Source organism: Lutibacter sp. (genome assembly GCF_046055765.1).
In the GTDB taxonomy this organism is placed as follows: Bacteria; Bacteroidota; Bacteroidia; order Flavobacteriales; family Flavobacteriaceae; genus Lutibacter.
The window spans coordinates 55,930-78,439 of record NZ_JASFZF010000024.1 but is presented as its reverse complement, the minus strand read 5'-3'; the positions used below and the strand labels follow the sequence as shown (position 1 = coordinate 78,439).

Genomic DNA, 22,510 nt, shown 5'->3' with positions numbered 1-22,510 from the left:
TATTTTTTACAATGAATTTTTATAAGAAGCTAAAGTAAGAATAATTTATAGTTTATTATCGTTATTTTAAGGCATAAAAAAACCACCCCAATTTTGGGGTGGCTAAAATTACGTTATTAATTTTAGTCCTAATGCCTTAGGATAACTAGAACTAAGATTGTGTAATTTGTAGGTTAAAGATAAAACTTGAATTACTGAAAGTTAATGATTTATATCATATATTTTAAAATTTTATATAAATTTTGTTTAATGTGTACTATTAAAAAAACGTATAAATAATTAAAGCCTAAATATGTGTTCTTTTTTCAATCCATTTTTTAAAATCGAAGAAGTTTTGTGGTGCAACACCATGACCAACAGGATATTCTTTATACGAATTTTTAATTTTAAGTGTATTCAAAAATTGAGGGGCTTTTTGTGCCCAATCAGCTGGTATAACCTGATCTACGCTACCGTGTGAAATGAAGAAGTCTAATTTAGAATAATCAATTTTTTCAACTTCTGAAGGTAATAATTCAGGGTTTATATAACCACTTAAAGCTATTATTTTTTGTACTTTATTAGGATAATTTAAAGCTACAGCATAGCTTAAAATAGTTCCTTGACTAAAGCCTAATAAAAAAGTTTTGTTAGGTGAAATATGGTATCTCTGTTGAATTTCATCAATAAAAGTAGCAATGGTATCTCTGGCAGTTATAGCTTCAGGAATGTCTGAAAATTTACCTTCGTTTGCTGTAAAGTTTATGGTGTACCACGAATAACTTCCAAAACTTAAATTTTGAGGAGCTCTTGTGCTAATAATTAATAAATCATCGGGTAGTTCTGTAGCAAATGAGAATAAATCTTCTTCATTGCTTCCATAGCCGTGTAATAGAATTAATAATGAAGTATTTTTAGTTTGTATATTTGGCTCTCTAACTATGTATTTAAGCGATAATTCTTTCATAGGTATAAATTAAAAGTCGCGCTTTTAGGCGCGACTTCAAAAGTATTATTTAAAATGTTGTTAAGCAATATTTCGAAACCATTCTTGAAATAAATCACCTACTAAAGGCACTTTCTTTTCTTCACCTTGTGTTGCACCAATTAAACCAATAATCCAAAGTACAAAAAGACCAGTACCAATAATTCCACTTGCCCAAACACCACCATATCTAGCAATAATAAATGTATTTGCTATTGAAAATATAGATAAACCTATCATTTGTCGTATATGAAAAGCTGCAAATGAATTCCGTTTATCATTATTCATTATAAAAGCAATTAAGGTTCCTATCCAAGTTATATAGCTTATTATTGCTATTGATTTACCTTGGTGTACATTTTGATTTACCATTTTATTAATTGTTTAAAATTTATTTTTGTATAAATATATGAAATTATAATACCATTTTATTGTTAGCTATAATTCCATATACTTTTCCATTTAATTTTTTGTTTAGAAATATTGAATTTTTAGATGTAGAAAATATATTATTTTCTGTAAACTCAAATTCAAAATCAGGGTTAAAAAGTGTAAGATTAGCTTTTTCACCTTCATTAATCGGACTCTCTTGTATACGAAATCTTTTTCTAGGTTTTGTGGTTAAACAGTCAATTAAAACTTCGGTTTCTACTGTTTTATTTAAAGCGCCAAATAAGCTTTCTAAACCAATAGTTCCATATTTAGCATTATCATATTCAACTTTTTTATGTTCAATATCAATAGGGTTATGATCACTAGTAATCATATCAATAATTCCAAGTTTTAACCCTTTTAATAAAGCTTTTCTATCTTTAGAAGTACGCAAAGGAGGTGAAACTTTGGTGTTTGAATCAAATTTAGTTAACTCATCATCGGTTAAAACTAAATGATGTACAGCAACACTACACGTTATATTTAAACCTCTCTTTTTTGCGTCTTTAATTAGTTTTACAGATTTAGCCGTAGAAATAGTTGGAATATGTAATTTGCCACCAGTGTATTCTAAAATAAATAAATCTCTAGCAATTTGTAATTCTTCAGCTAAAGTAGGGTTTCCTCTCAATCCTAATTTGGTACTATTTATATTTTCGTTTACTAATCCTTTTCCAGCAATAGAATTATCTTGAGGAAAACTTAAAATAAGTGCGTCAAAATTTTGAGCATATTGTAAGCCTATTTTAAGTAAATTGGCATTCGTTACCGGTTTGTTATAATCTCCAAATGCAATTGCTCCAGAGTTTTGCATATCATACAATTCAGCTAAATCGTTACTTTCAGCTCCTTTTGTAAAATTTCCTATTGGATACAAGGTTGTGGCAAAATTAGTTGCTTTATTTTTAATAAATTCAATAGTAGATTTATTATCAGCAACCGGATTAGTATTTGGATTTACAGCAACAGTAGTAAAACCGCTTTTTGCCGCTGTTTTTAAACCGTTTTCGATAGTTTCACGTTCTTCAAAACCTGGTTCTCCAAAACAAACACTAGAATCAAACCAACCCTGAGAAACATAAAGATTTTTCAAGTTAATTTCTTTAATAGCGCCTTCATTTTGTATTGAATTTTCAATTTTTGAAATGATTCCATTTTTAATTAAAATATCCTTTTTTTGAAGATGATAAGGACTTGATTTGTCAATAATTGTTGCAGATTTTAGAAGTAGTATCATTTATTGAAATATTTAAGTATCAGCATTTCAATTAGCAAAAATAGGATAGAAAATGCTAAAAACCATTTAAAAAGCCAATTGATTTTCTGTTCATTGTTAATTTTATTTAAAACTTCACCAATAGATGATGAAATAGTTATATTAGTATGATTACCAATTAGTGTTTTTAAATTAAGATAATTTAAATCACTTTCTTCCCGGTTATAATTAAAAGCAATGGTTTTAATAGGGTTTTTACCGTTTAAAATAGTATAAAACCCACTTTTTAGGATGTTTTCTTGCAATTTAAGCGTTACTTTATTTTGAGCTATACTTTGCAAAGGTATAAATTCAGTAACTTCATTAGAGATTTTAAGTACATTATCTTTTCCTATTGTAGTTAACACATCAATTTTAATTTCTGGCGAAATTGTATAATACAGTTGTGATATTTTTAAACTGCTTTTAGCAAAATTATAAAAAACAGGGACAACTAAAGGCGATTGTATAAAATTAGAAATTTCTTTATTTAGCGGTGCAGAAACCCAATAAAAAGTACTATTATTGTTTTGGGTTGATGAAATATAAGGTTCATAGTTATCTAACTTAATAATAGCAGAGCTATTTTTTAAATTAGATTTATAATGTAATTTAGTTATTGGGTATTGAAAATTTTTAACTTTTTTCTCAAAAACATCTGCTAGTAAAGGATGCCCGTAATTAATAGTTGTTATTTTGTGTTTATCTTCAATTTTTGAAGTTATAATTCCAATATTAAGCTTACTTAAAAAGGAATTATAAGAATTTAGATTACTATTTTTAGCAGGAATAAGTACCAAACTACCACCTAATTTTGAAAATTCAAGCATACTATTTGTTAATTCTTTTGGAATATTTTCAAGTTCATTTAATAGAATTAAGTGTTGCTTTTGAATATTATTATAATTTAAATTTTGAAGTGGGGTAGATGTGTAATTAAATTCATTTTTTGTATAAATTTTAGCTAAAAAATTGGATGTCTTACCAATAGATAATACATTAATTTTTTTAGGTTTTGAAATTGAAAAATAGAAATCATTGTCAAATTCTAAAGTATCATCTCTTATAGAAACTTTACCATTAAAATTTGCTGAATTAGGTATTGTAAAATGAATAGTTGAGGTTGTAGAGTTATTAAATTTAGAAGTTGATTTACCTATTAATTTTGATGAATTAAATAATGAAACTGGAATAGAAGTAGTACTATTTTGTGAACTTTTTACTAATACTTCAATTGTAGTTACTGTTGAATTTTCCTTACTAATATAAACACTATCAACATAAAAGTTAACTAACTTTTTAGGTGTTAGCTTCACAAAACTTATTTCAGTACTTAGGGTTGAAAAATCAACATCATTCTTGTAGTTAATATTTTGAAAATCAGATATTAATATAATTTTGTTTGTGGTATTACGACTTTCAATTGCTATATTTTTTGCTTTTAATAAAGCGGTATTTAAATTAAGTTTTATGGGGTGATATTTAAGTGTAATTAGTTTATTTTTTAAACTTTTAGCATCTAAATTTTTTAAACGTTGGTTATTAGTTATCAGCGATATATTGCTAGTAGAATTTGAGTTGTTTTCTATAATATCTTGTACTGCATTTTGCAGTAATTCACCTTTTTCACCTTTCACCTGCATACTAAAAGAATTATCTACATAAATGGTAGTGTTAAAATTATGTTGTGTTGAATAATGAGATAAATAGGGTTGTGCAAATGCAAAAATAATACAAGTGAAAATTAACAATCGGGTAATTAAAATAAGCCACTTTTTTAAACGTGCGCTTTTACGTGTTTGCTTTTCAATAGTTTTTAAAATTTTAACATTGGTAAATGGTACTTTTATAAAACGCTGTAATTGAAATAAATGAACAAGTATCGGAATGATAAGTAGCAGAAGAGCATATAAAATTTCAGGATGCTTAAATTGCATAGTTCAAAAAGGATTTTTCAAAGATATTAAAATCAAATTTACTTATGCAAAATAATTTTTTAAAATACCTAGTGCATAATTACTGGCTATTGAATTAGCAAATTTCGGAAAATCAATATGTGCGTTATCATTTGCTTTGTCTGAAATAATTCTAATAATTGAAAACGGGATGTTATATTCATAACAAACTTGTGCAACTGAAGCACCTTCCATTTCTACACAAGTAGCTGTTGGAATTAATTTATTTAATTTTTTTATTTTTTTAAGACTTGAAATAAACTGATCACCACTTGCAATATCTCCAAACCAAACATTTGGGTAGGTAATATTAAAAAACTGAGCATCAGATTTCGAGATAAATTGATTGTAATTACGTATAAATAGTTTAGTGGCTTCCATAAGTTTTGAAGCGTTACTTGTTTCTAAATATTTTTTTTTTAGAATTGGAATTTCTAATTTTTCATAAAACGGACTTGCATTTAAATCGTGTTGGTATAAATTTCTTCCAATAACAATATCACCAATATTTAATTCATTTTTAATCCCTCCAGCAACACCAGTAAAAATAATTTCACTTACATTAAAATCGTTAATTAATTGTGTAGTTGTTACTGCAGATGCTACTTTTCCCCAACGCGAAAATACTAAGATTACTTTTTTATGGTATAAAGTACCTGCGTAATAGGTGCGCATTCCTTTCTCGGTTGTTGTAATATTTTGGAGTTGGTGCAATAAGGCTTGAATTTCTTCTTGCATTGCACTAATAATTCCTATCATTATTTATAATTTAGTTGATAATTTCACCATCTTTCATTTCCAGTTTTCTATCAGCCATGTTAGCTAACTCTTGGTTGTGAGTTACAATTACAAATGTTTGTTTAAATTTATCTCTCAATGTAAAAAATAATTCGTGTAAATTTTTAGCTGAAGCAGTATCCAAATTTCCACTTGGTTCATCGGCAAAAATAACATCAGGATTATTAATTAAAGCTCTTGCAACTGCAACTCGTTGTTGTTCTCCACCTGAAAGTTCATTTGGTTTATGATTTATTCTATCAGAAAGTCCTAAAAATTCTAATAATTCTTTTGCCTTTTTCTCAGCTTCTTTTTTTGAAGTATTTCCAATAAATGCAGGAATACAAACATTTTCAAGCGCAGTAAACTCTGGAAGTAATTGATGAAACTGAAAAATAAAACCAATATGTTTATTTCTAAATTTGGATAAAGTTTTATCTTTTAGTTTTGGTAAATCTATATTGTTAATTAAAAGTTTAGTTTTTTCTGTAATAGATGGTTTATCTAGCGTACCAAGAATTTGTAATAATGTTGTTTTACCTGCGCCAGATGGACCAACAATAGCAACTATTTCACCTTTATTAATAGTTAAGTCAACCCCTTTTAGAACTTCTAAATCACCATAAAATTTGTGAATATTTTTAGCTTCAATCATAACTCCAAAAATAAGTAAATTAAAAAGTAAAAGGTTGGAATAGTCTAAAAATTGTTTTAACTATTTTTTTTGAACCAATTTTTAGCATTATTGTAGTCAATATAATAAACCATTCGTACCGATAAATTGTGTAGCATTGGTTCTTTAAATAAGTTGTTTAAATTATCTTTAAAGTTTAAATCTGAAAATTCATCTGCATTAAAAAGAGAATTCCTATACAATGCAATTAATTGACTTCCTGGAGCAAATTCCCAAGTAAAGTTAAGATCAAAATTCCAAGTGTTGAAATTGATATCATGATTTGCTGAATAACTATTTTCAGATAGAGTTCCGTCATTATTTAATGCATAATATTGCTCATCATATTTTACAGGAGACCAGTATTGCCTAAAAGTTAGTGCAAGTGCGGCTTTAGTGCTAAAATTGTATTTACCAGAAATGGAATTTGTGATTGATTTTGCATCTCTATTCCCAAAAATAATATTGTTTCCATTATCTTCATCAACTAAACCACTATCATTAAGTATTGTAACGTACCCTTTTTCGTTGCTGTCTTTGGTATATCTTAAACTATAAATGAATGATAAATTGTCATTAACTCTGTACCTTGGAGAAAAATTAACTAGTATAAAATGATTATCATCATTTATTCTTTTTGAATAGTAGATACGTGTATCTATTGCAAATTTATTACTATAATCTGTAGAAATAAATTGGTACGTAGCTATTCTAGAATTCTGTTTGAAATACCTTCCGTTAACTCTAGGTTCATAATAATCATATTGATTACCAAAACTACCTTGTACATTTCCACCAAATGCAGTTTGTGACTTCTTTGTCATAAAAAAGTAGTTTAAACGGATGGAGTTTCCTGTATAAGTATTAGGTTTATAGAGGTATTCTAATTCAGATGAAAGTGTAATTCTATATTCATTAAATTTTTTAGTTGGTTCAAAAATCCGATACGATATTTTCCCTTCAAAATTACTAAAGTTGTTTCGTCTTTGAAATCCTAAATCATTTTTATCAAAAGTATCATCTTGTAAGTTGTGTTCAAATTCATATTGCCAATTTCCACTAATTTTTCCAAAGTTAAGGTTTGAAATAAAACCATTTGTTTTTTCTCCAAATTCGTTAATGTTACTCATTCCAATACCACCATTAACGTTATACTTGTTTGTTTTATTGGTTAAATTAAATAATAACGCAGATACGTTGGCATCTCTAAAAGAGCCATTTCTTAATACATTTGTGTTCACAAAGCTAACAGAAGAATTATCATTAAATTGTTGATCTAAAACTACTACACTGTAATTAGTGAATGGTTCTGTTACAACTTTTCTAATTTCATCAGTATCAATATTTTTAATTATAGCTTCAGTTTTTTCTGTAATTGCATTAAAAATACCAATTCCAAGTCCGTTTTTTGTTCTCCCAGATATTTTTATGGCATTTAACATATTCACATCAGAAGGGTTGTCTATAATTTCTTCATTTTCAGCTAAATTACTTTCATCATAATAAGTAGATGGTGAATCTCCAATTCTTCTTGAATAAAATAAATCTCCTTTACTAAATAATTCAGTTCCTTCAGTAAAAAAAGATCTTTTTTCAGAAAAATGTTGTTCAAATGGTCCTAAATTTAAGGTAACATCATCAAAAGCAGTTTGCCCAAAATCTGGAATTAGAGTGGCATCTAACGTAAAGCTTTCATTAATACCGTATTTTACATCAACTCCATAATTGCTATTAAATTGATTGTCTCCATCAAAACTTGTATAAGATGAAGAAGCATAAGGGTAAAAACTTAATCGAGTAGGAGGTTTAATATTTTCTAAGCCTGTTAATAAGCCAGAGTATTGGCTGATGTTACCATTAGTTTTATCAATAAAATTCCAAGTATATTGTTCTTTTTTGTCCTGAAGGCCTCTATGAAAGTTAATTCCCCAAGTTTGAATTTTTTCATTAGAAAACCTTAAAGCAGCATACGGAATTTTAATTTCAACGATCCATCCATTCTCAACAACTTTAACGTCACTTTCCCATACGGCATTCCAACTGAAATCTTCACCATTTGAAGTTAGTTTAGCATCAGCCTGATTGCCAGTTATTTGAACAAAAAACTCTGTGTCGTTTTGGCTATCATTAAATGGGTTTAACATAACTCCAAACCAATCTGCTTGTGCAAAATTATCGCGTGTAGCAGCTTCTTTAGGAATATTATTAACATTATTATCATAAAGAAATACGCCAAAATAAATAGCTTCATCATCATAAATTACTTTGACTTCAGTTTTTTGATTTTCAGGTTCTTTATTTTTAGTTCCTGGTTTAAACATTGTAAAGTCTTTTGCTACTTCTGCATTTTCCCAGGATTCATCATCTAACACACCATTAATATTTGGAGGGGTTGAGATGCGTAATGCATTTAAAGATTTTTTACCTATTTGAGCTTGGGAAAAAGTGAATATGAAGATACAAAATATAAAAAAATACTTTCTCATTGTATAATTAGAGGTCTTATTTAAAATTTTATGCTAAAATATTTAACATAAAAAATAAACCCTCTTAAATAAATGTTAATAAATGTAATTAACTAAAAAGAATGTTACATAGTGCAAAACTTTTTGTAAAATCAAATACATATTTAACGAAGGATTATTACATTTGTGAATATTTAATAAAACCGTTATTTCTAATGAATTTACACGAATATCAAGGAAAAGAATTGTTAAACAGTTTTGGCGTTAGAATTCAACGTGGAATTGTTGCAGACAATCATAAAAAAGCAGTTGAAGCTGCAAAACAATTAGCTACTGAAACCGGTACAGGTTGGTGGGTTATAAAAGCTCAAATTCACGCAGGTGGACGTGGAAAAGGAGGAGGAGTTAAACTGGCAAAAAGTTTAGCAGAAGTTGAGTCTATTTCTGAAAGTATTATTGGAATGATGCTTAAAACGCCGCAAACATCAGCTCAAGGTAAAAAAGTAAACCAAGTTTTAGTTGCAGAAGATGTATATTATCCTGGTGAAAATGAACCAGATGAGTACTATATGTCTGTGTTGTTAAACAGAGCAACTGGTAAAAATATGATTATGTATTCTACAGAAGGAGGTATGGATATTGAAGGAGTGGCTGAAAAAACACCACATTTAATTTTTACTGAAGAAATTGATCCTTTAATTGGTTTACAGCCATTTCAAGCACGTAAAGTTGCTTTTAATTTAGGATTATCAGGTTTAGCACTTAAAGAAATGATAAAATTTGTTACTTCTTTATATACTGCTTTTGTAAAATCAGATGCTTCATTATTTGAAATTAACCCAGTATTAAAAACTTCAGATGATAAAATATTGGCAGTAGATTCTAAAGTAACTATAGATGATAATGCATTATATCGTCATAAAGATTTAGCTGAATTGCGTGATTTACGTGAGGAAAATGAAATAGAAGTTGAAGCAAATGCTGCAGGTTTAAATTATGTTGATTTAGATGGTAATGTTGGATGTATGGTAAACGGTGCTGGATTAGCAATGAGTACTATGGATTTAATTAAACAATCTGGTGGTGAGCCAGCAAACTTTTTAGATGTAGGTGGTACAGCTGATGCAAAACGTGTTGAGGTTGCTTTTAGAATTATTTTAAAGGATCCTAACGTGAAAGCCATTTTAGTAAATATATTTGGTGGTATTGTACGTTGCGATAGAGTAGCACAAGGTATTATAGATGCTTTTGTTAATATGGGAGATGATATTAACGTGCCAATTATTGTTCGCTTACAAGGAACAAATGCTTTAGAGGCAAAACAACTTATTGAAGCTAGTGGTTTGGATGTAATTTCAGTTACAGAATTCCAAGAAGCTGCAGATAAAGTAGCAGAAGTTTTAGGATAAACCTAATTTTATAAAATAAAAAAACCGACTTTAAGTCGGTTTTTTTGTGAAAAAAATACTTCAATTGAAGTATTTTTAATTATTCAGATAAAAGATATGTATTAAATATCTTCAAAATTTACATCTGTAAAACTCTCAGCACTTTTAGGTTCTTCAGTTTCAGTAGTTAATTCAGAAGGTCTTTTAAAATCTTTTTGATGACGTTCAGAAATTACTTCTTCTCCTTTTTCATTTAAAATATAATCAGTTGCTGCTTTTAGCATTTCATTAAATTCTGAAAAATCTTCTTTGTATAAGTAAATTTTGTGTTTTTTGTAGTGGAAAGACCCATCATCATGTGTGAATTTTTTACTTTCCGTAACTGTTAAATAATAATCTTCAGCTTTTGTAGCTCTTACATCAAAAAAGTAAGTTCTTCTTCCTGCTCTCAGAACTTGTGAAAATATTTCCTCTTGTTCTAAATGTTCTTTTTCCATAATTAACTCTCTATTTTTAATTAATCTTATAATTAGATTTCTACACAAATCTATAAAATTATTTGACTTATTTCACTTTTTTTAAATTTCTTTTTCCAAAAGTTGTTGTTCATAAAGCTCTTTATAATATCCGTTTATATTAACTAGCTCGTTGTGTGAACCTTGTTGTATTATTTTACCTTTTTCTAGCACAATAATGGTATCCGCATTTTTTATTGATGAAATTCTATGGCTAACAATAATTGTAGTTTTGTTTTTACTAATATGATGTAAATTATTCAAAATTATTTCTTCAGTTTCTGTATCAACTGCAGATAAACAATCGTCAAAAATTAAAATCTTAGGTTCTTTTATGATGGCTCTAGCAATAGATATTCGTTGCTTTTGGCCACCGGATAGTGTTACCCCCCTTTCACCAACATAAGTGTTGTAACCTTCATTAAAATCTATAATATTAAGATGAATGTATGCATCTTTTGCTGCTTGTTCAATTTTGCTATCAGTAGCAGTTTCATCTCCAAATTTTATGTTGTTTTTTATAGTGTCAGAAAACAAAAAAGCTTCTTGAGGTACAAAACCAATACTTTGGCGTAATGAATCTAGATTAAGTTGTTCAATTATATTATTATCAATTAAAATTTTACCAGAATCAACATCATATAAACGAGCAATTAAATTAATAATAGTTGATTTTCCTGAACCGGTATTTCCTAAAATTGCTAATGTTTTACCTTTTTTAAGCTTGAAATTTACATTTTTTAGAGCGGTTATATTTGTATCGTCATAAGTAAATGAAACATTTTTAAACTCAATTTCTCCTTCAATAGTTGAAGGAGTAAGGTTATTATTTTTTATTTCTGGTATATGTTTTAAAAACTCGTTTATACGTTTTTGAGATGCTTCAGCTTGTTGTACCATTGATGTAACCCAACCAACTACTGCAACTGGCCAAGTTAACATGTTTACGTACATAATAAATTCAGCAACAACACCTAAAGAAATTGAACCTTCAATATATCGTAAACCTCCTACATAAATTACCAAAATATTACTTAAGCCAATTAATAAAATCATTAAAGGAAAGAAAAGAGCCTGAGCTTTGAATAAGTTAATATTTTTTTCTTTAGATGTTTCTGCTAAGTTTTTAAATTCAGTAGTTGTTTTATATTCAATTCCATAAGATTTTAAAATACTAATTCCCGAAAAAGTTTCTTGTGCACTTGCAGTTAATTTTGATAAATATTGTTGAACTGTTGTACTTCGTTTATTAATTATTTTACTTAAAAAGTAAATAGAAGCTGATAAAAAGGGTAGTGGTAATAAAGTATAATTTGTTAATACGGGATCTATATGGTACATTTTAATAATTGCAACCACAAACAATACTAACATATTAATAGTATACATAATTGCAGGCCCAAAATACATACGTACTTTGCTAACATCTTCACTTATACGATTCATTAAATCACCTGTTTTATTTTTTTTATAAAAATTAAGTGATAAAAGTTGATATTGGTGATAAATTTCATTTTTTAAATCAAATTCAATTAATCGAGACATTACAATAATAGTTTGTCGCATTAGAAATGTAAAAAAGCCAGAAAGTAGCGCTACGCCAATTATTAGAAGAATGTTATTTAATAATTCAGACTTTACAAATGATAAATCAGTTACTAAACCATTCTTATAATCTTGAGCAATATCTACAGACTCTTTAATTAGGTGAGGGACTTGTAACGCTAAAGATTTAGAAAAAATTGTAATAATAACACCAATAATGAGGCGATATTTGTATTTTATAAAGTATTTATTTAAATATTGTAATGCTTTCATAAAGAAACTAAAAGGCAGATTTTAAAAACACGAATATACATCATTAAAAATTTAATCGTAATATTTTAGGATAGAATTAACTTTGTTTTAAATAAAGAAAAAAAGTATTTATTTTCAAAAATAGTAGTATTTTTGCGCTGTTAAAAAAACAAAAAATTTCAAAGTTCTTTAAATGATAAATAGAAGACATATTAGAGTTAAAGTAATGCAATCAGTATACGCATTGCTACAGTCTAAAAGTGATAACCTTAATAAAGAAGAAAAATTTCTATATGCAAGCATAGATAAAATGTATGATTTATATGCATTAGTACTTCGATTATTAGTTGAAGTTAGAAATTTAGAGAAAAGGCATATTGAAATTTCACAAAAAAAATATTTAGCTACTGCTGAAGAATTAAAGCCAAATAATAAATTTATCGACCTAGAAATATTTAAACTTTTAGCCGAAAGTGTTTCATTAAATACACATCTAGAAAATAATAATTTAAACTATTGGAGTTTAGATAATGAATATATTCATGAAGTATTAAAATTGACCAAAAAGAGCGATTTATATATTTCATTTATGAAAACTACAAAATCTTCATTTCAAGAAGAGAAAGAGTTTATCGTTGCCTTATTTAAAGAAATTATTGCACCAAACGAAAAATTAGCTGAATACTTTGAGGATAAAAGTATTAGTTGGGTTGATGATATTCCTTTTGTAAACACATGGATAGTTAAAACATTAAATAAAATGAACCCTTCTCAAGCATTTCATTTGGGGAATTTATATAAAGATATTGATGACAAAAAATTTGTTGTAGACTTATTTAGAAAAGTTATCTTAAATCATACAGAGTTTGAAAAGGATGTGAAGGATAAAACACCTAACTGGGATTCGGACCGTATTGCAGATATTGATATGATTTTAATTAAAATGGCAATTTGTGAATTTTTAAAATTTCCATCAGTACCAACACGTGTTACAATAAATGAATATATTGAAATATCTAAAGATTATTCTACTGAAAAAAGTAGTTTTTTTATTAATGGAGTTTTAGATAAAATTTTAAAAGATTTTACAGCTACAAAAAAAATTAATAAAATAGGAAGAGGGTTATTATAATTTTATATTTTTACAAAAAAAAACTTTTAAAAATGAAAAAAATCACGATTATTTTTATTGCTATATTAAGTTTAACCATTGTATCTTGTAAAGACAATGCAACTGCTAAAATTAAAGCAACAAATTTAGAGACTGCAAAAAAAAGAGATGCAAAAATCAACTTGGGTTCACCAATTGCTGAATTTGATAAGACTGAGTTTGAGTTTGGGACTATTAAAGAAGGTGAAATTATTAATGGAGTATTTAAAATTACAAATGTTGGAAAAGCAGATTTATTAATATTTAGTGCAAGAGCATCATGCGGTTGTACTGTTCCTGTTTGGCCTAAAGAAGCTATTAAACCTGGAGAAACATCAGAAGTTAAATTTACATTTAATTCAAGAGGTAAAAGAGGTAAAAATAATAAATCTATTACGCTTAAAACTAATACTGAAAAAGGTACTGAAGTTTTAAGAGTTAAAGGAACCGTTATTGCTAAAAATAAAATTTCAAAAACACTTAGAAAAGGTGCTAAAGAAATGAAAGAATAATTAAATTTAAAATAATATAAATGTATACAACAATTTTTTTGGAAATGGATATGAGTTCTTTACAAGGTATGTTACCTTTTTTATTAATGTTTTTGGTTATCTATTTATTTATGATACGACCACAAATGAAGCGTCAAAAAAATGAAAAACTATTTCAAGCATCTATAGCTAAAGGAAATAAAGTAATTACAACTAGTGGTATTCACGGAAAAATTTTAGATATTGTTGATAGTGATAATACTGTAATTATTGAAACAGGTGCTGGAAAAATTAAATTTGAACGTTCTTCAATTTCAATGGAGCTAAGTAAAAAATTACAGGTGCCTAAAGCTACTAAATAACCTTATTGTATTTAGATATATAAAAAGTGAGCTATTAAGCTCACTTTTTTTGTATATTTAGAGTATAATTTTTTTAAAATGAATGTTGTCGAAAAACAAACAAACTTATCCATAACTACGAAAAGAAAAGCTAAAGTTTTTTTATTTATTTTGGTGTTAACTTCAATAATTTGGCTGTTAATAGAACTTTCAAAAATTTCAACAAGTACTGCTGAATTTAATGTTGAGTATACTAATATTCCGGTAAATAAATTATTGCAAAGAGCTCCAATTTCTAAAATTGAAATAGCATTAAAAGCACCAGGATTTTCGCTTTTAGAATATAAGTTGAATAGGCAAAAAATTGTGTTTAATTTAAAAAACAGTGTTAAAAGTGGTTATAATTATTACTTGCTACCTAATCAACAATTAGCATATTTAAATCAACAATTCTCAGGAGAAACAGAGGTTATAAGTGTTTTAATAGATACCGTTTTTTTAGAATTAGGAATTAATAAGATTAAAAAAGTACCTGTAAATCCTTCACTTGATATTAAATTTAAGTTAGGCTACAATTTAACTGATACTATCAAAATTATACCAGATTCAGTGTTGGTTTCTGGTTCTGAAAAATTTATAGATTCAATACAGGAAATATCTACTTCAGTTATTAAACTGCACGATGTTTATAAAAATATTAATGTTGATTTAGATTTAAAACTACCCGATGAAAAGTATAATTTACTAGTTTCAACAACTAAAGTGAAAATAGTTGGTGAAGTAGAAAAGTTTACAGAAGGAAAGTTTAAAATACCTGTTACTATAATAAATAAACCGGAAAAGGTTGTTATGAATACATTCCCAAGAGAAATTGAAGTTATTTATCAAGCTGGGCTTTCAAATTTCAATAAAATTACAACAAATAGTTTTTTAATTGTTTATGATTATGAAGAATATAAAAACGATACTTTAATAAAGTATTTAACTCCTGTAATTCAACAAAAAAGTGAATTTATATCTTCATTAAAAATACACCCAGCTCAAATAGAATTTTTAATTCAAAGATGAAAGTAATTGGTTTAACAGGTGGTATTGGGAGCGGTAAAAGTACCGTTTTAAGTATGTTCCAAAAGCTTGGAGCAGTAACTTATATTGCTGATATTGAGGCTAAAAAACTAATGAATACAAATGAGGAATTAATAGATAAAATTTCTCAACTGTTTGGAAAAAAAGCATACTTATATAATGAATTAAACAAAAAATATATTGCTTCAATTGTTTTTAATGATCAACAAAAATTGGCCGAATTAAATGAATTAGTTCACCCAAAGGTACGTGACCATTTTAATAAATTTCTTAAAAAAACTACTGCCAAAATTGTAATTTATGAGTCAGCTATTTTATTTGAAAGTGATAATAATAAAAGGTGTGATTTTATAATAACAGTAACAGCAAATTTTGAAGATAAATTGAAGCGAGTAATGAAGCGAGATGGCGTAACGAAACAACAAATTTTTAATAGAATAAAAAACCAACTTCCAGATGATATAAAAATTATTAATTCAAATTTTGTAATTAATAATTGTACAATTAATGATACAAAGTTGCAAGTTTTAACTATTTATGATTTAATTAGTAGGAGTTAAAATATTATTATATATCTTAATATATTGTTAAATTATTATATTTTTTGTTAACTTACGTTAAAAATTAACATAATTACTATTAAAAGTTTAGTTTTGAATAATGAGAAAAAGGATATTTGTGCTCATCATTATTTTAATGAGTATTGCCTTGATAGGTATTATTTCGGTTCAAGTATTTTGGATTAAAAACACGGTACAAATCACTGAGGAACAATTTACTTCCAATGTGAGATTTGCATTAGCAAAAGTTTCAGAAGATATTAAAGAAAGGGAATTTAGAGATTTTTATGATGATATTTCTGAAAAAGTAAGCGCAGGAAATAGATTAAGTTATTCAGATATTAGTAAATTTATTTACGAAAAAATAGACACTACTAATAATGAAAAGTTTACTTATTCTCAAAGTATTATTGAAGCCAATTATAAAGTGCCAACGGAGTTCTTTGAAAATGATTCTATAAACTTTAAAGAAATTTTTAGTAAAGAAGAAATTATAATTGAAAAAGGTAAAATTTTAGATTCAAAAGGAGGCTTAATTGATGCTCCAAAAGAAAGATATATAAAAGTTGGTAGGTTTGATAAGGCTCAAAAAGCCAAATTTGAGCCAGTCTTTGATGCAATAACATCTAAATTACCAATTCATAAAAGAGTAAGTAATGAAGAAATTACGTTTAGATTAAATAATGAATTAGCAGTTAGAGGTATTGCTACAGGTTTTAAATATGGAATTTATAGTAATGGTTTAGCAACTCAAGTAAAATCAGGTTATTTTAGAAAAGAAGCCGGTAAAAGTTATAAAGTACCAATGTTTGTGGATGCAGAAGGAAATAGTAATTTTCAATTGTATGTTACGTTTCCTGAGAAGAAAAATTTTATTTTAGCCTCAATATCTAAAATATTAGTATTGTCAGCTTTTTTTGTGTTTATTATAATTTTAGCATTTGTAAGTGCGTTGTATCAATTAGTTAGGCAGAAACAAATATCTGAAATTAAGACAGATTTTATAAATAATATGACGCACGAGTTTAAAACGCCAATAGCAACTATAAACTTAGCATTAGATGCTATTAAAAACCCAAAAATAATTGATGATAAAGAGAAAGTATTGAAGTATGTTAAAATGATTCGTGATGAAAATAAAAGAATGCATGCCCAAGTTGAAAATGTATTAAGAATTTCTAAATTAGAAAAAAATCAGCTTGATGTTAGTAAGGAAAAAGCCGATGTTCACGACATAATAGAAGAGGCAATTACACATGTTGAATTGTTAGTGAAAGATAGAGGTGGCTATATTAACGTAAATTTAAAAGCTGGTTTAACCGAAATTTTAGGAAATCAATTTCATTTAAATAGTGTAATTGTTAATATGTTAGACAACGCAATTAAATATTCGGAAGGTGGTCCTAAAATTGATATTTCAACTGAGAGTACGAGTAAAAATATTATTATAAGAGTAAAGGATAAAGGTATTGGAATGAGTAAAAGTGTTCAAAAAAATATCTTCAAAAAGTTTTATAGAGAAGAAAGTGGAAATATTCATAATGTGAAAGGACATGGATTAGGACTTTCATACGTTAAAAAAATAATTGAAATTCATCAAGGAGAGATTTATGTAGAAAGTGAAAAAGGTAAAGGAAGTACTTTTACAATTGAATTGCCCTTGATATAAATAAATAAAATATGGAAAATAAAAAAATTTTATTAGTTGAAGATGATCCAAATTTTGGAACAGTTTTAAAAGATTATTTGGCAATAAACGATTACAATGTTACTCTAGCAAAAGATGGTTTAGAAGGCCTAATTATGTTTAAAAATGATGATTTTGATCTTTGTATCTTAGATGTAATGATGCCTAGAAAAGATGGTTTTTCTTTGGCGAAAGATATAAGAGGTACAAATTCTGAGGTGCCAATTATATTTTTAACCGCTAAAACAATGAAAGAAGATGTTTTAAAAGGATACCAAGCTGGCGCAGATGATTATTTGAATAAACCGTTTGATTCAGAAGTTTTATTGTACAAAATTAAAGCTATTATACAACGTAAAGCCGGTGATCAAAATGTTGAAGAAGAGCTATTTGAATTTAAAATTGGAAAATTTGATTTTAATTCTAAACTTCGTCACTTATCTTTTGAAGGAGGTGAATCTCAAAAACTATCTCCAAAAGAAAGTAAGTTGTTAAAAATGTTAGCAGTTTATAAAAATGACCTAATGCCTAGAGAGTTAGCTTTAACAAAAATTTGGCGCGATGATAATTATTTTACCTCACGTAGTATGGACGTATATATTGCAAAACTTCGTAAATATTTGAAATTGGATGAAAATGTAGAGATTTTAAACATTCATGGAGAAGGGTTTAGGCTTTTAGAAAAATAAGAACTTATAAAAAACCTGCTTTAAGCAGGTTTTTTAATTTGTAAATAAACTACTTTTGATAAAAACTAATGTAATGGCAAAGTCAGTTAGAATATATGAGGAAAACCCAAATGAAATTGAAATTGAGAAAGTAGTATCAATTTTAAAAAAGGGAGGACTTATTATTTACCCTACAGACACAGTTTACGGCATTGGTTGCGATATTACTAATACGAAAGCAATGGAAAAAATCGCAAAAATTAAAGGTGTAAAATTAGACAAAGCTAATTTTTCATTTATTTGTTATGATTTGAGTAATTTATCAGATTATGTAAAACAAATTAATACACCAACTTACAAAATATTAAAAAAAGCGTTACCAGGACCATATACTTTTGTTTTACCAGGTAATAATAAATTACCTAAGGCATTTAAAAATAAAAAAACAGTTGGCATTAGAATACCGGATAATAATATAATTAGAGAATTAGTAAAACAACTAGGTAACCCAATTGTTTCAACTTCAATTTATGATGAAGATGATTTGATTGAATATACTACAGATCCAGAACTGATTTTCGAAAAATGGGAAAATAAAGTTGATATTGTTATTAATGGAGGTTTTGGAGGAAATATTCCATCAACAATTGTTGATCTATCTGATGATGAAATATTAATTATTCGAGAAGGAAAGGGAAGTGTAGATTTTTTATAGTTTATTAAAAGTCTTTTTCCCTGAAATAAAATATTTCCAAACTATACTTTTAACAGTAAAATAATTATTTTTTTGCTGATTTACTTTTCTCTTTTTTAGCATTTTTGGTACATAAAAATAAAAATTAAAATGAGCTTTTATAATAGCCAAAGTATGAATTGGTTTTAGTTCAAATAAGAACTTTACACCTGCAATACCATCTAAAACTAATCGAATAAATAGTATAGTTAATAATTTATGTTTAGGTAAATTTTTAGTTAAAGAAAACAGACTATTTCTAAAATTTAGAAAAGTTTTTTTAGGGTTTTTTTCTTTTAATGTTGCACCACCAATATGATAAACTGTTGAAGTACCAACATATTTAATTGTATTATTGTTATTTTTTGCTCTCCAACATAAATCTATTTCTTCTTGATGTGCAAAATAATCTTCATCAAAACCATTTAATTCATGAAAAACAGAAGACCTAATAAAAAAACAAGCACCAGATGCCCAAAAAATTTCAGAAACATCATTAAATTGATCTAAATTTGTTTCAATAGTATTAAAAATTCTTCCTCTGCAATAAGGATAGCCATATTTATCAATAAAACCACCTCCAGCACCTGCATATTCAAACAACGATTTATTTTTGTAGTCTAATATTTTAGGCTGAACAATACTTGTTTTACGTTCTTTTTCAAATATTGAAATTATTGGGTTTAACCATCCGTCAGTTACTTCTATATCAGAGTTAATTAGGCAATAAACATCAGCAACTACATGCTGTAATGCTTCGTTATATCCTTTTGCATATCCACCATTTTTATCATTTTTAATAATGGTTATTTTGGGATAATTTTGTTTAATAAATGGTACAGAATCATCTGTAGAAGCATTATCCGCAACAACAATTTCAATATTTGGAAGGGTACTATATGTTACAATTGAAGGAATAAATTTTTCTAATAATATTTTTCCGTTCCAATTTAATATGACAATGGCTATTTTCACAAATGCAAACTTACTTTAAATATGATAGAATTAAAATTAAAATTTTCATAAATGTGGATTGTATTTTGGGATAGTTTCTAAAAAGACATATGCTTCATTTTTAAAATCCATTTTGCATAAAAAATGCTCTAATCCATTGGTAACCATTAAAATATTGGCATTTAATTTTAAATTATATCTAGCAATTTGATCAAAAGTACTTTGTGTTATTGGTATTGTAGCTGCTTTACATTCCACAATAATATATGGCAATCCTTTGGTATTAAAAATTAAAATATCGGTACGTTTAGTTAAGTTGTTAATAGTTAGTTGTTTTTCAACAGCAATTAACGAAATTGGATAGTTTTTTTCTTCTATTAAAAAATGAATTATATGTTGGCGTACCCATTCTTCAGGAGTAAGGCTCACGTATTTTTTTCGAACAATATCAAAAATAACATACTTATTTTCGTTACTTTTGATTTTGAATTTATATGTTGGTAAATTCAATGGATGCATACAACAAAAATGCTAATTTTTTTTTATAAATGAGTGACGTTGCTAAAATAGTTTCTGATATTAAAAACGGAAATGTGAAACCTATTTATTTTTTAATGGGGGAAGAGCCGTACTATATTGATAAAATTTCAGAATTTATTGAAAAAAATGTACTTTCTGAAGAAGAAAAAGGCTTCAATCAAATGGTATTGTATGGAAGAGATGTTGCTGTTGAAGAAATTTCTGATAATGCAAAACGATTTCCAATGATGGCTGAAAAGCAAGTTGTTATTGTTAAAGAAGCACAAGATTTATCGAGGACCATTGAAAAATTAGTTTCGTATGTAGAAAACCCGCAACCTTCAACAGTCTTAGTTATTTGTTATAAATATAAAACTATTGATAAACGTAAAAAATTATATAAATCCCTTCAAAAAACAGGTTTAATTTACGACAGTAAGAAATTGTATGAAAACCAAATTGCAGAATGGATTAGAAGAGTTTTATTGGGGAAGAAATATAAAATTGAGAATAAAGCAGCTTCAATGTTGGTTGAATTTTTAGGCAATGATTTAAGTAAAATAAGTAATGAGCTTGATAAGTTAATGGTTGTTTTACCTATTGGATCTACAATTTCAGCAAAAGACATTGAAGAAAATATTGGAATTAGTAAAGACTACAATAACTTTGAATTACGAAAAGCTGTTGGTGAACGTAATGTTTTTAAAGTGAATCAAATTATTAACTATTTTGCCCAAAACCAAAAAGCAAATCCTTTGGTTGTAACTATATCTTTATTAAATAGCCTTTTTACTCAATTACTTATTTATCATACCCTACAAGATAAATCTAAAAGTAGTGTAGCTAGAGCTTTAAAAGTGAACCCGTTTTTTGTTTCAGATTATATAACCGCTGCTAAAAATTATCCAATGAGAAAAGTGTCACAGGTAATTGCTTTTTTGCGTGAAGCAGATGTAAGAAGTAAAGGAGTAGGAGCAAATGCGCTGCCAAGTGGAGATATTTTAAAAGAATTAATGTTTAAAATTATTCATTAGCCAATTTATTTATCAACTTCAATCCTGTTTTCTCTATTTGCAATTTCCCAGGTAGTATAAAAAACTAATTTGGCTCGTTTAGCAAGTATTTCATAATTAATTTTATCGGGTGTATCAGTAATTTTATGGTAATCATTATGTGTACCGTTAAAATAAAAGATTATTGGAATGTTATTTTTTGCAAAATTGTAGTGGTCTGATCTGTAGTAAAAGCGATTAGGATCATCTTCTTTATTATACGTATAATCTAAATCCAATTTTGTAAACTGCGCGTTAATATCTTCAGATAACTTATGTAATTCTGTACTTAGTTTATCAGATCCAATTAAATATATAAAATTAGGATTATTTGTATGTACTTTATCAACACGACCAATCATATCAATATTTAAATTGGCAACCGTATTTTCTAATGGAAAAATCGGGAAATTAGTATAGTATTTAGAGCCAAGTAAACCTTTTTCTTCACCAGTAACATGTAAAAATAGAATAGAACGTTTAGGTCTATTACCAGCTAAAACAGCTTCTTGAAAAGCTTCAGAAATTTCTAGTATAGCAACATTTCCTGATCCATCATCATCTGCTCCATAATAAATTTCTCCATTATGCATTCCAAGATGATCATAATGTGCTGAAATGATAATTATTTCTTCTGGGTTTTCTTTACCTTCAATAAAAGCAATAACGTTTTCAGAAGGATTTAAATTTGGTTTTAAGTGTTCGGTAGGTATACTTTGGAAATAATCACTTCCTCCAAAAGGTGAAGCAATGTTATGCCTAATGTAATAATTTTTAAGGTACTCAGCTGCTTTTTTTTGTCCAATTTCACCAGTTTCTCTTCCTTCAAATTCTGTTGAAGCAAATTGATATAAGAGGATTTTTAATTCGTTGGTAGTTATAGTATTAGCATATTTAGTTGCTGTTGCTCCTGTAATTAATGAATTTTCATTGGTTTTATTTATTATAGAATTATTACTTCCACAACTTAGTATAAGTAATAAAATACATATTATGAGTAAATTTTTCATTTAGAGTATTTTACCAAGTACTCAAATATATTAAAAAT

General features: G+C 27.1%; 22 protein-coding genes. 10 read left to right on the top strand and 12 right to left on the bottom strand.

The features are described 5' to 3' along the window. Positions 1-286 precede the first annotated feature (286 nt). Genes QM495_RS02685 through QM495_RS02655 form a run of 7 tightly spaced genes read right to left on the bottom strand, consistent with a single transcriptional unit; the run spans position 287 to position 8,542 of the window. The gene (locus QM495_RS02685; RefSeq protein ID WP_408670564.1) at positions 287-946 is read right to left on the bottom strand and encodes an alpha/beta hydrolase; all 660 of its coding nucleotides are present in this window, start codon (positions 944-946) and stop codon (positions 287-289) included. A 60-nt stretch (positions 947-1,006) separates the two neighbouring features. Continuing rightward, positions 1,007-1,336, bottom strand: coding sequence for a DUF4870 domain-containing protein (locus QM495_RS02680; RefSeq protein ID WP_408670563.1), 330 nt, complete (start codon positions 1,334-1,336; stop codon positions 1,007-1,009). 43 nt (positions 1,337-1,379) lie between these two features. After that, positions 1,380-2,633 carry a dihydroorotase gene (locus tag QM495_RS02675; protein WP_408670562.1) on the bottom strand — a complete coding sequence of 418 codons (1,254 nt, stop codon included), beginning with the start codon at positions 2,631-2,633 and terminating at the stop codon, positions 1,380-1,382. Next, entirely contained in the window at positions 2,630-4,588 is a 1,959-nt protein-coding gene (locus QM495_RS02670; RefSeq protein WP_408670561.1) for a BatA domain-containing protein, read from the bottom strand. The genes QM495_RS02675 and QM495_RS02670 overlap by 4 nt, the downstream gene beginning before the upstream one ends. A gap of 42 nt (positions 4,589-4,630) precedes the next feature. Beyond that, complete coding sequence (locus QM495_RS02665; RefSeq protein WP_408670560.1) at positions 4,631-5,365, bottom strand: 5'-methylthioadenosine/adenosylhomocysteine nucleosidase; 735 nt, start codon at positions 5,363-5,365, stop codon at positions 4,631-4,633. Between the two features lie 10 nt (positions 5,366-5,375). Beyond that, a complete protein-coding gene (locus tag QM495_RS02660; RefSeq protein WP_408670559.1) occupies positions 5,376-6,038 on the bottom strand; it encodes an ABC transporter ATP-binding protein in 663 nt (220 codons plus the stop codon). 56 nt (positions 6,039-6,094) lie between these two features. Then, the gene (locus QM495_RS02655; protein ID WP_408670558.1) at positions 6,095-8,542 is read right to left on the bottom strand and encodes a DUF5916 domain-containing protein; all 2,448 of its coding nucleotides are present in this window, start codon (positions 8,540-8,542) and stop codon (positions 6,095-6,097) included. Between the two features lie 194 nt (positions 8,543-8,736). Between QM495_RS02655 and sucC the strand changes: the two genes are divergently transcribed. Continuing rightward, positions 8,737-9,930, top strand: coding sequence for an ADP-forming succinate--CoA ligase subunit beta (gene sucC / locus QM495_RS02650; RefSeq protein ID WP_408670557.1), 1,194 nt, complete (start codon positions 8,737-8,739; stop codon positions 9,928-9,930). A 101-nt stretch (positions 9,931-10,031) separates the two neighbouring features. Here the strand turns inward: sucC and QM495_RS02645 are convergent, their stop codons facing one another. Then, the gene (locus QM495_RS02645; protein WP_408670556.1) at positions 10,032-10,406 is read right to left on the bottom strand and encodes a PUR family DNA/RNA-binding protein; all 375 of its coding nucleotides are present in this window, start codon (positions 10,404-10,406) and stop codon (positions 10,032-10,034) included. Between the two features lie 81 nt (positions 10,407-10,487). Further along, positions 10,488-12,242: an ABC transporter ATP-binding protein gene (locus tag QM495_RS02640; protein ID WP_408670555.1), complete on the bottom strand. Its 1,755-nt coding sequence runs from the start codon at positions 12,240-12,242 to the stop codon at positions 10,488-10,490. Between the two features lie 172 nt (positions 12,243-12,414). Between QM495_RS02640 and nusB the strand changes: the two genes are divergently transcribed. The 8 genes from nusB (at position 12,415) to QM495_RS02600 (ending at position 18,919) form a co-directional block, all read left to right on the top strand. Beyond that, complete coding sequence (gene nusB, locus QM495_RS02635) at positions 12,415-13,353, top strand: transcription antitermination factor NusB (RefSeq protein WP_408670554.1); 939 nt, start codon at positions 12,415-12,417, stop codon at positions 13,351-13,353. 32 nt (positions 13,354-13,385) lie between these two features. Next, complete coding sequence (locus tag QM495_RS02630) at positions 13,386-13,883, top strand: DUF1573 domain-containing protein (RefSeq protein ID WP_408670553.1); 498 nt, start codon at positions 13,386-13,388, stop codon at positions 13,881-13,883. A gap of 20 nt (positions 13,884-13,903) precedes the next feature. Beyond that, positions 13,904-14,224 carry a preprotein translocase subunit YajC gene (yajC, locus tag QM495_RS02625; protein WP_408670552.1) on the top strand — a complete coding sequence of 107 codons (321 nt, stop codon included), beginning with the start codon at positions 13,904-13,906 and terminating at the stop codon, positions 14,222-14,224. 78 nt (positions 14,225-14,302) lie between these two features. Continuing rightward, positions 14,303-15,271: a CdaR family protein gene (locus tag QM495_RS02620; protein ID WP_408670551.1), complete on the top strand. Its 969-nt coding sequence runs from the start codon at positions 14,303-14,305 to the stop codon at positions 15,269-15,271. After that, positions 15,268-15,849, top strand: a complete 582-nt coding sequence (gene coaE, locus QM495_RS02615; RefSeq protein WP_408670550.1) for a dephospho-CoA kinase — start codon at positions 15,268-15,270, stop codon at positions 15,847-15,849. Before QM495_RS02620 ends, coaE begins: the two co-directional genes overlap by 4 nt. A 100-nt stretch (positions 15,850-15,949) precedes the next feature. Then, positions 15,950-17,518, top strand: a complete 1,569-nt coding sequence (locus tag QM495_RS02610) for a sensor histidine kinase (protein ID WP_408670549.1) — start codon at positions 15,950-15,952, stop codon at positions 17,516-17,518. An 11-nt stretch (positions 17,519-17,529) separates the two neighbouring features. After that, positions 17,530-18,225, top strand: a complete 696-nt coding sequence (locus tag QM495_RS02605) for a response regulator transcription factor (RefSeq protein WP_408670548.1) — start codon at positions 17,530-17,532, stop codon at positions 18,223-18,225. A gap of 73 nt (positions 18,226-18,298) precedes the next feature. Continuing rightward, complete coding sequence (locus QM495_RS02600) at positions 18,299-18,919, top strand: L-threonylcarbamoyladenylate synthase (RefSeq protein ID WP_408670547.1); 621 nt, start codon at positions 18,299-18,301, stop codon at positions 18,917-18,919. Here QM495_RS02600 and QM495_RS02595 read toward each other — a convergent pair. Both QM495_RS02595 and QM495_RS02590 read right to left on the bottom strand, forming a co-directional pair. Further along, positions 18,914-19,912 carry a glycosyltransferase family 2 protein gene (locus QM495_RS02595; RefSeq protein WP_408670546.1) on the bottom strand — a complete coding sequence of 333 codons (999 nt, stop codon included), beginning with the start codon at positions 19,910-19,912 and terminating at the stop codon, positions 18,914-18,916. The genes QM495_RS02600 and QM495_RS02595 overlap by 6 nt on opposite strands. Before the next feature lie 45 nt (positions 19,913-19,957). Then, a complete protein-coding gene (locus QM495_RS02590; protein ID WP_408670545.1) occupies positions 19,958-20,410 on the bottom strand; it encodes a type I restriction enzyme HsdR N-terminal domain-containing protein in 453 nt (150 codons plus the stop codon). A 29-nt stretch (positions 20,411-20,439) separates the two neighbouring features. Between QM495_RS02590 and holA the strand changes: the two genes are divergently transcribed. Continuing rightward, positions 20,440-21,444, top strand: a complete 1,005-nt coding sequence (gene holA, locus QM495_RS02585) for a DNA polymerase III subunit delta (RefSeq protein WP_408670544.1) — start codon at positions 20,440-20,442, stop codon at positions 21,442-21,444. 5 nt (positions 21,445-21,449) lie between these two features. Here the strand turns inward: holA and QM495_RS02580 are convergent, their stop codons facing one another. Next, positions 21,450-22,472, bottom strand: coding sequence for a M28 family metallopeptidase (locus QM495_RS02580; protein WP_408670543.1), 1,023 nt, complete (start codon positions 22,470-22,472; stop codon positions 21,450-21,452). Positions 22,473-22,510 lie beyond the last annotated feature (38 nt).

Coding starts and splice junctions, on each gene's coding strand:
- QM495_RS02685 (WP_408670564.1), bottom strand. CDS start 946: ATGAAAGAATTATCGCTTAAATACATAGTTAGAGAGCCAAATATACAA.
- QM495_RS02680 (WP_408670563.1), bottom strand. CDS start 1,336: ATGGTAAATCAAAATGTACACCAAGGTAAATCAATAGCAATAATAAGC.
- QM495_RS02675 (WP_408670562.1), bottom strand. CDS start 2,633: ATGATACTACTTCTAAAATCTGCAACAATTATTGACAAATCAAGTCCT.
- QM495_RS02670 (WP_408670561.1), bottom strand. CDS start 4,588: ATGCAATTTAAGCATCCTGAAATTTTATATGCTCTTCTGCTACTTATC.
- QM495_RS02665 (WP_408670560.1), bottom strand. CDS start 5,365: ATGATAGGAATTATTAGTGCAATGCAAGAAGAAATTCAAGCCTTATTG.
- QM495_RS02660 (WP_408670559.1), bottom strand. CDS start 6,038: ATGATTGAAGCTAAAAATATTCACAAATTTTATGGTGATTTAGAAGTT.
- QM495_RS02655 (WP_408670558.1), bottom strand. CDS start 8,542: ATGAGAAAGTATTTTTTTATATTTTGTATCTTCATATTCACTTTTTCC.
- sucC (WP_408670557.1), top strand. CDS start 8,737: ATGAATTTACACGAATATCAAGGAAAAGAATTGTTAAACAGTTTTGGC.
- QM495_RS02645 (WP_408670556.1), bottom strand. CDS start 10,406: ATGGAAAAAGAACATTTAGAACAAGAGGAAATATTTTCACAAGTTCTG.
- QM495_RS02640 (WP_408670555.1), bottom strand. CDS start 12,242: ATGAAAGCATTACAATATTTAAATAAATACTTTATAAAATACAAATAT.
- nusB (WP_408670554.1), top strand. CDS start 12,415: ATGATAAATAGAAGACATATTAGAGTTAAAGTAATGCAATCAGTATAC.
- QM495_RS02630 (WP_408670553.1), top strand. CDS start 13,386: ATGAAAAAAATCACGATTATTTTTATTGCTATATTAAGTTTAACCATT.
- yajC (WP_408670552.1), top strand. CDS start 13,904: ATGTATACAACAATTTTTTTGGAAATGGATATGAGTTCTTTACAAGGT.
- QM495_RS02620 (WP_408670551.1), top strand. CDS start 14,303: ATGAATGTTGTCGAAAAACAAACAAACTTATCCATAACTACGAAAAGA.
- coaE (WP_408670550.1), top strand. CDS start 15,268: ATGAAAGTAATTGGTTTAACAGGTGGTATTGGGAGCGGTAAAAGTACC.
- QM495_RS02610 (WP_408670549.1), top strand. CDS start 15,950: ATGAGAAAAAGGATATTTGTGCTCATCATTATTTTAATGAGTATTGCC.
- QM495_RS02605 (WP_408670548.1), top strand. CDS start 17,530: ATGGAAAATAAAAAAATTTTATTAGTTGAAGATGATCCAAATTTTGGA.
- QM495_RS02600 (WP_408670547.1), top strand. CDS start 18,299: ATGGCAAAGTCAGTTAGAATATATGAGGAAAACCCAAATGAAATTGAA.
- QM495_RS02590 (WP_408670545.1), bottom strand. CDS start 20,410: ATGCATCCATTGAATTTACCAACATATAAATTCAAAATCAAAAGTAAC.
- holA (WP_408670544.1), top strand. CDS start 20,440: ATGAGTGACGTTGCTAAAATAGTTTCTGATATTAAAAACGGAAATGTG.
- QM495_RS02580 (WP_408670543.1), bottom strand. CDS start 22,472: ATGAAAAATTTACTCATAATATGTATTTTATTACTTATACTAAGTTGT.